The sequence below is a fragment of the Microbacterium sp. NPDC089190 genome (genome assembly GCF_040701795.1).
Taxonomy (GTDB): domain Bacteria; phylum Actinomycetota; class Actinomycetes; order Actinomycetales; family Microbacteriaceae; genus Microbacterium; species Microbacterium galbum.
Map to the genome: position 1 here is coordinate 286,016 of NZ_JBFBHF010000004.1, position 12,268 is coordinate 298,283.

The window sequence follows — 12,268 nt, forward strand, 5'->3', positions numbered from 1 at the left end:
GGGAAAGCTGTGGGGATCGAGCGCGAGGGCGCGGCATCCAGTTTATCGAAGCGATCCCGCCTCTCCCGGCCCGCCGTCGCGGGCGTGCTCGCGCTCGCGCATCCAATTCTGCAGATACGGCATCGCGACGTTCTCGGCGTGGGCGGCCAGGGTGGCGCGGGCGGCGTCCGCGAGGGAGCCGGGGGCCGGCGCCGCGGGGTCGGCGACGTGCGCGATCGGATACGGGAAGCGGTTGCGGAACATGTCCATCCACAGCAGCACGAGGTCGTCCTCGTGCGCGAGCGTCGCGTGGCTGAACGAGCCGCGCTCGTGCCGCTCGATCTCCCACCCCTGCCGCGTGGGCCGGGCGGCGTAGTCGGGATCCCCGCCCCAGGACCACCCGCCCCGACCGCGGACGGGCACGCCGTAGCCGAAGCCGTTCAGCGCCGAAGCGAGCGCCTCGGGCGTCCACGGGGCCGGGAAGAAGGTCGACAGGCTGACCCGCAGCGCCAGCGGCGACAGGTGCGTCGGCGCCTCGCGCGCGGTCCGCGGGAGCTCCGCTTCGAGCGCGGCGGCCAGCGCGATCGTCGCGGCCGTCGGCTCGCCCCGGTCGAGCAGCAGCAGGAACGTCTGAAGGGCACGGAGGTAGGTGCGGTGCTCCGCGGCATCCGCGAAGGGCGGGACCGGGATGCTGTCGACGGGCGCCCGCCCCCAGGGCACGTCGTCGCGGTCGGTCTCCGAGAGACCCGAGCGTGCGCTGCTCATCGCGTGATCCGCTCGCGGTGCACGGTGAACTCCTCGAGCGCCGCCGCGTCGATCTCGACGCCGAGGCCGGGTCCCGTCGGAACCCGCACGTGTCCGTCCTCGATCACCGCGGGCTCCGTGACGATGTCGCGGGTGTAGAAGCGGGCGGATGCCGAGATGTCGCCGGGCAGGGTGAACCCCGGCAGGGCCGCGAGGGCGGCGTTGGCCGCGCGCCCGATCCCCGTCTCGAGCATGCCCCCGCACCACACCGGGATCCCCGCGGCGAGCGCGCGATCGTGGATCGCGACGGCCTCGAGGTAGCCGCCGACCCGACCGGCTTTGATGTTGATGATCGCCGCGGAGCCGAGGGCGAGGGCGTCGGCGGCGGCCTTGTCCGAGACGATCGACTCGTCGAGGCACACCGGCGTGCGCAGGCGCTTCGCGAGGGTGGCGTGGTCGACGAGGTCGTCTTCCTGCAGGGGCTGCTCGATGAGCAGCAGGTCGAAGGCGTCGAGCCCCGCCAGCGTGTCCGCGTCGGCGAGGGTGTAGGCCGAGTTGGCATCCACCTGGAGAGGGATGCCGCCGAACGCCTCGCGCACCGCCGCGGTGTCGTCGATGTCGCGACCGGGTTTGATCTTGATCTTGATGCGCACGTAGCCCTCGTCGAGGTAGCCGCCGACCGCGTCGACGAGCGCTCCCGGGTCGCGCTGGATGCCCACCGAGACCCCCGAGGGCACCCGGTCGCGTTCGGCGCCGAGGTACGGCGCGAAGCTCCGCCCCTGGGCGCGGAGCGCGGCGTCGACCACCGCGAGCTCGAGGCCCGCCTTGGCCATGCGGTGCCCGACGACGGGGCTCAGGATGCCGGCGACCTCCTCGGGTGCGAACGAGCGGTGCGCGAGCAGCGCCGGGGCGAGGAAACGCGACAGGACGTCCCACGCCCCCTGCGTGTACTCGCTGGAGTACGACGGTTCGGACTGCGTGACCACCTCGCCCCATCCGCGGCCGTCCGCCGTCTCCGCGGTGACGATGATGACCTCGCGCACCGTCTCGGTGCCGAAGGAGGTGGTGAACGGCGACACGAGCGGCATGTGCAGCACGCGGAGTTCCACGGCGTCGAGGGTCACGGGTGCGGCGGGATGCGGGAGCGACATGGGGGCAGGGTATCGGGCGACCGGTCCCCGACCGTAACGCCCGTGCCCGAGCCTGGCAAGGCCGACTCCTGCACGGCTCCGCGCGCGTACGGTCGGGCCCATGAGCGACGACTTCACCCCCCGCCACGCGATCGTCACCGGCTCCGACTCGGGCATCGGCGCGGCCACCGCCCTCGCCCTCGCCGACGCCGGGATGGACGTCGCGGTCACGTACCACTCCGACCAGGACGGCGCCGAAGAGACCGCCGCGGCCGTCCGCGAGCGCGGCGTGCGCGCGATCGTCGCGCAGTTCGACGCGACCGACTTCGACGCGGTCCCGGATGCCGTGAACGCCATGGCCGACGAGCTCGGCGGCCTCGACGTGTTCGTCAACAACGCCGGCGGCGGGATCGGCGGCTCGTTCCTCGACCTCGACTTCGACACGTGGCGCACCGACATCTCGCTGAACCTCGACGGCGCCTTCCTCGCCCTGCACACCGCGGCGAAGCGGATGGTGACCTCCGGCAACGGCGGGCGCCTCATCGTGGTGTCGAGCGTGCACGAGCACCAGCCCCGCGTCGGCTCCGCCCCCTACGTCGCCGCGAAGCACGGCGTCGGCGGCCTCATCAAGACGATGGCCCTCGAGCTCGGTCAGTACGGCATCACGGCCAACGCCGTCGCTCCGGGAGAGATCGCCACCCCGATCAACGACATGTCGGCCGAGGATGCGGATCGCGTCCACCGCCCCGGCATCCCCCTCGGCCGCCCCGGCAAGCCCGAGGAGATCGCCGACGTGATCCGGTTCCTCGCCTCCCCGTCGGGCTCGTACGTGACGGGTGCGAGCTGGGTCGTCGACGGCGGGATGCTGCACATGGGCCCGCAGGCGGGCTCGCACATGGAGTCCGACGCCTGGCGCTCGGCCGGCGAGGAGTGAGCACAACACCATGAGCGACGAGAAGAGCTTCGAAGAGAACCGTCACGACCAGCTCACGAGCGCGCCGAAGGCCACCGAGGCGGACGCCGCGCCGCGCTTCGACGTGAGCGAGCACGACGGCGTCACGCGCATCGACGTGCGCGACGACGCCGCGGTGCGGCCGGGTCCCGGCCCGGGCGACCCCGCCGCCGAGAAGGACCAGCCGATCACCGAGCAGTGAGCCGCCGCGTCGCCGGGCGATCGGTCCTCGACCGGCCCGGCGACGCGGTCATTCCACGATCAGGTATCCGCGCCGGTCGAATCCGCCGATCCGGCGACCGGATGCCACGTGCCCGCGCAGCTCGTCGCGCACCCGCCGGCGCCACACGGCGGCGGACGCCGGGTCGCTGCGGCGCAGACCTGCGATGTCGTCGGGCACGGGGACGACCGCCGCGATCTCGGCATCCGTCGGGGTGGGCGCCGGCGGCTCGGCGAGCGCCCACGACACCAGGAGCCGATCGGACTCGTCGCCGCGGTTGACCTCGTCATCCATCTCGCCGTACTGGTTCACCAGGTAGTCGGTGACGCGTGTTCCGAGCACCGCGAGGTTGAAGTGGGCGTTGCGCGGGATGAGCGGGTCGAACGTCCACGTGATGTGCCCGACGCCGCGCTCGAGCGCCCAGTCGCGCTGGTGGGTCTTGAGCTGTCGCCCGAGACCTCGCCCTTGGTAGCCGTCGACGATCCCGGTGATGTGCGAGTGCATCGTGCGTGCGGCGGGCGGCCCGAAGAACGCCGCCGACGCGCCGATCATGGCGTCGCCGTCGTACAGCCCGACGACGTAACCACCGGCGTGTTCCAGTGCTCGCAGGATGTTCGCCGGCATCGTCCCCCGGTCGCCCCACACGCGGTCCAGCACGCGGGAGGCCTCGTGCACGGCGTCGACGGTGTCGAGCGTGCGGATGTCGATGGAGCTCATGCCTCGATCCTCGCACCGCGGTGCGGGGGGCTCGTGTCCCACGTACGGCCGACCCCGGTCGTCGGCGTCAGCGCGTCAGCCGTACGCCGCGTCAGCGCGGGAGCACCCCGCCGACGTGGCGGATGGTGCGGCCGCGTTCCACCACGATCGCGATGCCCCCGATGAGCCACAGCGGCACCTGCGTGAGGAAGGCCACGCGGAACGCGTCGAGCGAGTAGCTCTGGGGGCTGCCCGCGCCCTGCACGTCCATCGCGATGCCGATGAAGAGGATGGCCAGGAGGGCGGCGAGGAAGCCGCCGCCGTTGACGATGCCCGTCGCGGTGCTGAGGCGATGACTGGGTGTGAAGGTGCGCGCGTGGTCGAACGCGATCATCGACGCCGGTCCCCCGGTCGACAGGGCGAACATCAGCACGATCAGCAGCCACACGGGCGCGGGACCCGGCCATGCGATGACGACGATCCAGGCGACCGCCTGGAACACGACCGTGGGCAGCACGAGCCAGCGCGACCGGCGGGTGGGATGCCGGCTCGACAGCGCCCCGATCACGGGGCCGCTGAGGATGCTGAAGAGCACGAGCGAGGTCATCACGAGCGACGCCGTCGCCGGCTCGAGGCCCTCGCCCGCCGTGAGGAAGGGGAAGCCCCACAGCAGCATGAACGCCGTCCCCGCGAAGGGGGTGGCGAAGTGCGACCAGAAGCCGAGCCGCGTACCGGGGTGCGCCCAGGACTCGCGGAATCCCCGCCGCAGATCGGGCGCGGATCGAACGACGCGGATGGCCCCGGTCTGGGTGTCGACCGAGGTGTCCACGGGATCGGCGCGACGTTCGGGCGGGCGGTTGCGGATGATCAGGAAGGTCAACACCCCGAACAGCACGCCGAGCCCGGCGAGGCTGCCGAAGGCGACCGTCCAGCTCGTCGCGTGCAGGAGCGCGGCGAGCGGCAGCACCGCGACGATCTGGCCGAGCTGTCCGATGATGCCGGTCAGCTGCACCATCACGGGCGCCCGCTGCGCGGGGAACCACGTCGCGATCACGCGCAGGACGCTGGGGAAGACGGCGGCGTCGCCCGCCCCGATGAGCACGCGGGCCAGGATGCCGATCCCCACGGCATCCGCGAAGGCCATCACGAGCTGGCCCACCGCCATCAGCACCATGCCGATCGCGATCATCGGGCGCGCGCCGAAGCGGTCGAGGAGCAGCCCGACCGGAATCTGCATCGCGCCGTAGACGAAGAGCTGGATGACGGCGAACATCGACAGCGCCGACGCGTCGGCGCCGAAGCGCACGGCGGCATCCACTCCCACCGCCGACAGCGAGGTGCGGTTGACGATCGAGACCACGTAGGCCAGCACGCCGACGGCCCACAGCGTCCAGGTGCGCCAGCCCGGCCGGTCGAGGCGGAGGGTGCTGGTCACGTCTTCCAGGCTAGACCCGCCCGTCGACACGGGCGGCGGGGTGGCGCTGGCCCGCGTGGCCTACCCGGGCAGGTCGGCGTCGAAGACGGCGGCCATCTCCGCCCGGACACGCTCGAGGTGGTCGACGAGGGAGGTGTTCGTGTCGTCGTCCGCCCACTGCTCGAGCGCCGTCTGCAGCAGCTCGACGGCGACCCCGGCGACGATCCGCGCGCGGCGTGCCTCGACACCCCGCGCGTGGAACCCCGCGGTCAGGACCTCGCGGAGGTCGGCCTGCTTCTGCAGGTCCCTCTCGCGGAGCGCGGGCTCGGCCGCGATGATGCGCCGGGCGGCGGCGATCTCGGCGCGGCGCGGCTCGAACCGCTCGCCGGCGAGGGTCTGAAAACCCGTCCAGGCGACGCCGAAGGGCGACAGGTGGACGGGTGCGGCGGAGAGCATCGCGGCGGCGAGGCGGGGGATCTCGTCGCCGGAGAAGAACACCTCGCGTTTGTCGCCGAAGTGTCGGAAGAAGGTGCGCCGCGTCACCCCGGCGCGCTCGACGATGTCCGGCACCGTCGTGGCCTCGAACCCGCGCTCGCCGAAGAGCTCGAAAGCGGCCGCGCGCAGCCGCTCCCGCGTGTCGGGGGCCCATCTCGCCATGCGGCGATCCTACGTGATGACACTCCGTGTCATGCCGAACTATAGTGAAGGCACTCCGTGCCATCACGATGAAGGGCCGCTCATGACCATGCACGCCGCCGCGACGCTCGCCGCACCCCGCGCCCCGCTGACCGTCACCGAGGTCGAGACGCCGGCTCCAGCCGCCGACGAGGTCCTGGTGCGCATTCGCGCCGCCGCGATCAACCCCGTCGACTGGGTCATCCAGGGCACCGGTCGCATCACCTACCGATGGCTGCGGACGCCCGCGGTCCTCGGCTCCGACATCGCGGGCGAGGTCATCGCCGTCGGCGCCGACGTCACGCGCTTCCGCGTCGGCCAACGCGTCTTCGGCCTCGCCACGGGCACCGATCGCGGGCGCGACCCCCTGCGCGAGGGAGCGTTCCAGCACTCCTCCATCCTGCTCGAGCGCCTCACCGCTCCGACGCCCGAGTCCCTCACCGACGCGGAGGCCGCCGTGTTCCCCCTCGGCCTCTCCACGGCCGCCTGCGCGCTCTTCCAACCGCAGCACCTGGGACTCCGGATGCCGGGGACCCCGGCATCCGCCGCCGCCCCGGAGGTCGTCGTGGTCTGGGGCGGCTCGACGAGCGTGGGGATGAACGCGATCCAACTCGCGCGCGCCGCGGGCTACACCGTGGTGAGCACGGCGTCCGCCAAGAACGCGGAGGTGGTCAGCGCCCTCGGCGCCGAGGCCGTCGTCGACCACGGATCGCCGTCGGCGGTGGCCGACATGGTCGCGGCCGTCGGCGGACGTCCCGTCGCGGGCGCCGTCGCTCTCGGGGCCGGCTCGACGGACGCCTGCCTCGACGTGCTGTCGCGTACGGGGGGAACCCGCCTGGCGATGGCGAGCACACCGGTGTCGCTCGACTCCCTCGCCGGGGGCCGCCACCTGTTCCCCGCGATGCTGCCCGTCTTCACCCGCATCGGTCTCGCCACGGTGCGCTCGAGTCTGCGCGCCCGCCGCCTCGGCATCCATGCCGGGTTCGTCTGGGGCAACAGCCTGCGGGACGACGAGATGGGCCCACGACTGTGGAGGGAGACGGTGCCCCGGATGCTGGCCGACGGCTCGCTGCGCCCCGCGCCGTCACCCCTGGTCGTCGGCGACGGTCTCGAGGCCGTCCAGGGCGCCCTCGATCGGCAGCGCGCCGGCGTCTCGGCGCAGAAGGTGGTCGTGCGCCTGTGAGCGCGACGGAGCAGCGCCTCGTCACACGCCGACCATGGTCAGCCGGCGCCGCCCGCGCACGGCAGAATGGTCCGATGGTCTCCGCGAGCCCCCACCTGCAGCCCGATCACGCGTGCCTCATCATGCACGGCAGCGACACCCCCGGCATCATCGCCGCGGTCTCGGCCCTCATCGCGCGTCAGGGCGGCAACATCGTCGCCTTCGACCAGTACTCCGACGACCCGCGCGGGGGCGCGTACTTCCAGCGCGTGGTCTTCCACCGCCCGAACCTGACCGTCGCGCTGCCCGAGATCGAGGCCGACATCGCCACCACCCTCGGCGAGGGCTTCGAGCTGGAGTGGACCCTCACCGACCTGTCCACGCCGAAGCGCATGGCCATCCTCGCCTCGAAGCAGGACCACTGCCTGCTCGACCTGCTCTGGCGTCACCGTCGCGGAGACCTGCCCGTGAGCATCCCGATGGTCGTGTCGAACCACACCACGGCCGCAGAAGACGTGCGCTCGTTCGGCGTGCCCTTCTTCCACGTCCCGTCGACGCCCGGGCCCGACAAGTCGGCATCCGAGGCGCGCATCCTCGAGCTGCTGGTCGGCAACGTCGACTTCGTCGTGCTCGCGCGCTACATGCAGATCCTCTCGCCCGACTTCCTCGAGAAGATCGGTGTGCCCGTCATCAACATCCACCACTCGTTCCTGCCGGCCTTCATCGGCGCCGAGCCGTACAAGAAGGCGAAGCAGCGCGGCGTCAAGCTCATCGGCGCGACCTCGCACTACGTCACGAGCGACCTCGACGAGGGCCCGATCATCGAGCAGGACACCGTGCGCGTCACGCACGCGGACTCCGCCGCGGAACTCGCGCGCCGGGGCGCCGACGTCGAGCGACAGGTGCTCTCGCGCGCCGTGCTGTGGCACGCGGAAGACCGCGTCATCCGGCACGGGAACCACACGATCGTCTTCTAGATCGCGGATGCCGAGCGCGAGGCCACCGCGCCCCGCTCGGCACCCGTCCGCACGGCGCGCCCGCGGCTCGACGCCCCGCCGCGATGGGAGCGGCCCCCGGCCACGGCAAGACGGCATCCCGCTGACATCCCGGTTGCAGGGTGCACCGGCTCCGTCAGCCGGATGCCGTCTCGGTGGATGACAGATCAGCGGCCGGCCCCGACCTCGTCGAACGCCGTCAGTCGGGATCGCTCGCGCGGCTGAGCGGGCCCGAACCACCGCGCGGGGGCTGCTTGCGCTGACGCGCGAACTCGCCGCCCTGCCGTCCGCCGTACGGGCGACCGTGGTCGGCGAACTCGGCGCGGAAGTACGCCAGCCGCCAGTCGCCCAGCTCGATGCGCGCGCCGGTGCGCAGGATGCGCCCCCCGCCGTCGCGCCCGGGACCCTGGTCGCGCGCCCCGCCTCCGCCGACGACGTCGAAGCCGTACAGCACGTACTCGTCATCGCCCTCGTGCCGGATCTCGGCGTGCACCGGAGCGAGCCCGGGCAGACGCAGGTCGGCCTCGTCGCCCGATCCGATGACGGTCTTGGTGGGCAGCAGGTCGAATTCGCGCGGCCGCGAGCCGTCCCACGACGAGTCACCCACCGCGAAGATGAGCCGCGGTCGCCCCGACCCCGGGGTGTAGTGGGTGGTGGTGACGCGGCGGCGCACGGTGCGGTTGACGGTGGGCACCAGCGGAAGCGGCGTCTCGGGGGGAACCGGGAACGTCAACGTCCGGTCCCCGTTGCGGCGGACGAGCAACGGCGCCACGGCCGCCACCGAGCCGAGCCGGATGTGCTTCGACCCGGTGATCACCCGCTGCAGCGCGCCGCTCTTGATGTCACCGAGCTGCAGGATGGGCCCGTCCGGCCCTTCGAGCTTCACGGAGATCCCCCGGGATGCCAGGGCGTCGGCGACCGTGGACAGCTCGGTGAGCGTCCGCCGGCCGTTTCCCGGCAGGCGCGAGGGGTCGTTCACGACGATGCGCACCTCGGTGCCGGAGGCCGTGACGGTCCCCTCGAACGGCGGGGAGTCGGCATCCCCCGTCTCCTGCTCGGAGAAGGCGAGGTCGATGTCGAGGCGCACCATGACGGCGCCGCCTCTCAGTTGCCGCGGTACGGGTCGGACCCGGCCGCGGTGTCGTCGCTCGTGGTGACGCGGAGGGTGCCGTTGAGCTTCCACGTCGCGCGGGGAGCGTCGGGGCCGATGTCACGCGGCACTTCGACGGTCATGTCGACGAAGGAGTAGTTCACGGCGGCGCCGCGGCCGGTGAGGTACGACCACATCTCGCGGCCGAGGTCGGTCCAATCGGTGATCGAGTGGCCCTCGGGGCCGGACGAGTCGGCGAACGGGTCGGTGGTGGCAGGAGTCTCGGACATGGCTTCGGTCCTTCCTTTCGTTTCGAGGCCACCAGCGTCCCAGCGGCTCGGACCGGTTGGGGAGGGATTGCGCGGACGCCGCGGTTGGGGCACCATTCCCCCGACCCCCAAAGACTCATTTGACGGTCGAGGCCGGCCGCGGCACGATGGCGGGATGTCGCGCCTCGAGGAACTCCGCGCCACCGCCCATCCGCTGCGGCTGCGCCTGCTGTCGCTGCTCACCGGAGCGGCGATGAGTGCGGCCGAAGCAGGGCGCGAACTAGGCGTGTCGCAAGCGTCGGCGAGCTACCATCTGCGCGTGCTGGAGCGGGCGCGCCTCGTCCGCGTGGTCGAGGTCGTGCGGCTGCGCGGCGGCGAGGCGAAGCGCTACCGCCACGAGTCGTCGTCACGGCGGTACGACCCCGATACGCCTCGCGGCGAACGCTCCCCCGAGGGCGAGACGGAGTACCTCGAAGCGATCGTCGAGGAGCTGCGCCGCCGCGCCGCGCTGCGCGCGGACGGCCCCGCGATATCGACCGACGCCGAGCTGTGGGTGGACCCCGCCGTCTGGCGCCGGATCGTGCAGCACGTGGGCGAGGCGTCCGCGCTGCTGCACGCCGCCGCCCGTCCGCCGCGCACGCCGGGCACGCGTCCGGTGTCGATGACCGCGGCGTTGTTCCCCGTGCGCGTCCCGACACCGCGCTCGGCGGCCGGTCACGGGAATCCCCGGTGAGCGGCCCCCTCGCCCTCGCGCCGTTCCGATGGCTGCTCGCCGCGCGCACCACGGCGATCGTGGGCAACGCCGTCGCGCCGCTCGCCCTGGCCTTCGCGGTGCTCGACCTCACCGGGTCGGCGGCGGATCTGGGGCTGGTGGTCGCCGCCCGCTCGATCGCCAACGTCGGGATGCTGCTGTTCGGCGGAGTGATCGCCGACCGTCTCCCCCGCGGCGCCGTTCTCGTGGGATCGTCCGTCGCCGCTGCGCTGACCCAGGGGGCGATCGCCGCACTCGTGCTCACCGGGACCGCCGGCATCCCGCTGCTCGTCATCCTGAGCGTCGTCAACGGTGCCGTGGCCGCCGTGAGCCTCCCGGCCGCGGCGGCGCTCGTGCCCGACACGGTGCCCGCCCCGCTCCTGCGACCGGCCAACGCGCTGCTGCGGCTCGGGCTGAACGGCGGCAGCATCGTGGGCGCGTCGGTCGGCGCCGTGGTCGTCGCCGCCGTCGGACCGGGGTGGGGTCTCGCGATCGATGCGGCCGCCTTCGCCGTCGCCGCGATGCTCTTCTCACGCCTGCGACTGCCGTCGCCGCCGGATGCCGCGCCCGGCGAGCGCGCCTCGGTCTGGAGCGACCTCCGCGAGGGCTGGCGCGAGTTCGCGGCGCGTCGATGGGTCTGGATCGTCGTGCTGCAGTTCGCCGTGCTGAACGCCGCCTTCGTCGGTGCGACCACGGTGCTCGGACCGCTCGTGGCCGACGAGAGCTTCGGGCGCGGCGCGTGGGGCCTGATCGTCGCCGCGCAGACGGCGGGGCTCGCGCTCGGTGCGGTCGTGGCGCTGCGCTGGCGGCCGCGACGCGCGCTCGGCATCGGCGTCGCGGCGATGGCCCTCGCGGCCCTGCCGGCCGCGGCCCTCGGGGCGGCTCCGGTCGTGCCGGTGCTCATCGCGGCCTTCGCGATCGGCGGGATCGCGATCGAGCTCTTCGCGATCGCGTGGGATCAGTCGCTGCAGACGCACATCCCCCGCGCGGCGCTGTCGCGCGTGTACTCCTACGACATGGTCGGATCGTTCGTCGCGGTCCCGGTCGGCGAGATCGTCGTCGGCCCCCTCGCCGAGCGGGTGGGGGCGGCCCCGGTGCTGCTGGGCTGCGCGGCGATCATCGTCGTGGCGACCTCGGCTGCGACGTGCTCGCGGAGCGTGTGGAGCATCCGCGCCGCCTGAGGCTCAGTACACGTACTCCATGAGCTCCACGCCCAGCACGCGGAAGGCGTCGTGGGCGCGCAGCCGGTGTGCGATCGACAGATCGTCGAAGTTCACGATCAGGGCGTACGAGACGCCCGCGCGCGGTCCGCCGAGCACTCCCGCCTCGGCGCGCACCCCGGGCGCGCGGCCGGTCTTGTTGACGAACAGCAGCCCGTGCTGATCGTTCTCGTGGGCGAAGGGATCGAGGCCGGTGGCGGATGCCACGAGCGAGAGATCGTGGTTGAGACTCAACCACTCCGCCACCTGGGCGCTGACCCCGGGCGAGACGATCGTCGAGTTCACCAGTCCCGCGAAGACCTGCGCCATCTCGCGGGCGGTCGACAGGGCCACGTGCGGAGCGTCGTCGGGACCCCGGTCGTCGCGGAACCGGTCGAGCAGCGCGGTGCGGCGAAGGCCCAGCTGCTCCAGGCGCGCGCGGACCGATTGCAGGCCCACCCGGTGCAGCAGGGCGTTCGCGGCGAGGGCGTCGCCCGTCGATGCCGCCAGCATCGCGAGATCGGTCAGGGGCAGTGCCGGAGCCTTGAGGTGCTGCCAGGTGCCGCCGTTGACGGCGCCGGCGACCGCCGCGCGATCGACGATCTCGAGGGCGTCCAGGCGACCCGACTCGAACGACGCGGCCGTCTCGACGAGCAGAGGCACGACGCCGAGGCCGCCGACCGGCAGAGTGACGAAGTCGTCGCCCGAGAGCACGGCCGTTCCGCCGTCGAGATCGTCGATGCGCACCGACACCTTCGCCCCCGAGGCGGCGAGCTCGTCGAGCGCGCGCAGCGTCGCGGTGAAGGAGCGGCGGCCGGCCGCCGCCCGCCGGGGCAGTCGCTTCGGACCCTTGCGCCCCGCGCCGCGGAGGGCCGGGGCGTCGCGTCGCGACGACTCCACCGGCCCTCCGGCGGGCTCGGGCAGGGCGGGCTCGGGAAGCGGGGGCATGCCCACGAGCGTGGCTCCTTCCGGGTCAGCAGGACAACAAACGC

Annotated in this window: 14 protein-coding genes; 6 read left to right on the forward strand and 8 right to left on the reverse strand. The window is 72.9% G+C overall.

Features of this window, described 5'->3' with window-relative positions; genetic code table 11:
- Positions 1 to 42: 42 nt before the first annotated feature.
- Together AB0230_RS14720 and menC are read right to left on the reverse strand one after the other, a co-directional pair.
- Positions 43 to 744 (reverse strand): hypothetical protein, encoded by a 702-nt coding sequence (locus tag AB0230_RS14720; RefSeq protein ID WP_366376519.1) that lies wholly within the window; start codon positions 742 to 744, stop codon positions 43 to 45.
- Positions 741 to 1,874 carry an o-succinylbenzoate synthase gene (menC, locus tag AB0230_RS14725; protein ID WP_366376521.1) on the reverse strand — a complete coding sequence of 378 codons (1,134 nt, stop codon included), beginning with the start codon at positions 1,872 to 1,874 and terminating at the stop codon, positions 741 to 743. Before menC ends, AB0230_RS14720 begins: the two co-directional genes overlap by 4 nt.
- A gap of 100 nt (positions 1,875 to 1,974) precedes the next feature.
- On the opposite strand from menC, the gene AB0230_RS14730 reads away from it, so the two are divergent.
- Positions 1,975 to 2,787, forward strand: a complete 813-nt coding sequence (locus AB0230_RS14730; protein ID WP_315994306.1) for an SDR family oxidoreductase — start codon at positions 1,975 to 1,977, stop codon at positions 2,785 to 2,787.
- A gap of 10 nt (positions 2,788 to 2,797) precedes the next feature.
- Complete coding sequence (locus tag AB0230_RS14735; RefSeq protein WP_315994305.1) at positions 2,798 to 3,007, forward strand: multidrug transporter; 210 nt, start codon at positions 2,798 to 2,800, stop codon at positions 3,005 to 3,007.
- A 48-nt stretch (positions 3,008 to 3,055) separates the two neighbouring features.
- Here the strand turns inward: AB0230_RS14735 and AB0230_RS14740 are convergent, their stop codons facing one another.
- From AB0230_RS14740 to AB0230_RS14750, 3 genes are all read right to left on the reverse strand, one after another.
- Positions 3,056 to 3,742 carry a GNAT family N-acetyltransferase gene (locus AB0230_RS14740; protein ID WP_366376524.1) on the reverse strand — a complete coding sequence of 229 codons (687 nt, stop codon included), beginning with the start codon at positions 3,740 to 3,742 and terminating at the stop codon, positions 3,056 to 3,058.
- 91 nt (positions 3,743 to 3,833) lie between these two features.
- On the reverse strand, positions 3,834 to 5,156 hold the full coding sequence (locus AB0230_RS14745) for an MFS transporter (protein WP_366376525.1): 1,323 nt from the start codon (positions 5,154 to 5,156) through the stop codon (positions 3,834 to 3,836).
- A 60-nt stretch (positions 5,157 to 5,216) separates the two neighbouring features.
- On the reverse strand, positions 5,217 to 5,792 hold the full coding sequence (locus AB0230_RS14750) for a helix-turn-helix domain-containing protein (protein WP_363577111.1): 576 nt from the start codon (positions 5,790 to 5,792) through the stop codon (positions 5,217 to 5,219).
- A gap of 82 nt (positions 5,793 to 5,874) precedes the next feature.
- Between AB0230_RS14750 and AB0230_RS14755 the strand changes: the two genes are divergently transcribed.
- Complete coding sequence (locus AB0230_RS14755; protein ID WP_366376527.1) at positions 5,875 to 6,993, forward strand: zinc-binding alcohol dehydrogenase family protein; 1,119 nt, start codon at positions 5,875 to 5,877, stop codon at positions 6,991 to 6,993.
- A 74-nt stretch (positions 6,994 to 7,067) separates the two neighbouring features.
- Positions 7,068 to 7,949 (forward strand): formyltetrahydrofolate deformylase, encoded by an 882-nt coding sequence (gene purU, locus AB0230_RS14760; protein WP_315994300.1) that lies wholly within the window; start codon positions 7,068 to 7,070, stop codon positions 7,947 to 7,949.
- 217 nt (positions 7,950 to 8,166) lie between these two features.
- Here purU and AB0230_RS14765 read toward each other — a convergent pair whose 3' ends face one another.
- A complete protein-coding gene (locus AB0230_RS14765) occupies positions 8,167 to 9,057 on the reverse strand; it encodes an FHA domain-containing protein (protein ID WP_366376529.1) in 891 nt (296 codons plus the stop codon).
- 14 nt (positions 9,058 to 9,071) lie between these two features.
- Positions 9,072 to 9,347 carry a hypothetical protein gene (locus AB0230_RS14770; protein WP_315994298.1) on the reverse strand — a complete coding sequence of 92 codons (276 nt, stop codon included), beginning with the start codon at positions 9,345 to 9,347 and terminating at the stop codon, positions 9,072 to 9,074.
- Between the two features lie 154 nt (positions 9,348 to 9,501).
- Between AB0230_RS14770 and AB0230_RS14775 the strand changes: the two genes are divergently transcribed.
- Together AB0230_RS14775 and AB0230_RS14780 are read left to right on the forward strand one after the other, a co-directional pair.
- On the forward strand, positions 9,502 to 10,059 hold the full coding sequence (locus AB0230_RS14775; protein ID WP_366376531.1) for a helix-turn-helix domain-containing protein: 558 nt from the start codon (positions 9,502 to 9,504) through the stop codon (positions 10,057 to 10,059).
- Positions 10,056 to 11,258, forward strand: a complete 1,203-nt coding sequence (locus tag AB0230_RS14780; RefSeq protein WP_366376533.1) for an MFS transporter — start codon at positions 10,056 to 10,058, stop codon at positions 11,256 to 11,258. The genes AB0230_RS14775 and AB0230_RS14780 overlap by 4 nt, the downstream gene beginning before the upstream one ends.
- Before the next feature lie 3 nt (positions 11,259 to 11,261).
- On the opposite strand, the gene AB0230_RS14785 is transcribed toward AB0230_RS14780, so the two are convergent.
- Positions 11,262 to 12,230, reverse strand: coding sequence for a serine hydrolase (locus AB0230_RS14785; protein WP_363388777.1), 969 nt, complete (start codon positions 12,228 to 12,230; stop codon positions 11,262 to 11,264).
- Between the last annotated feature and the right edge of the window lie 38 nt (positions 12,231 to 12,268).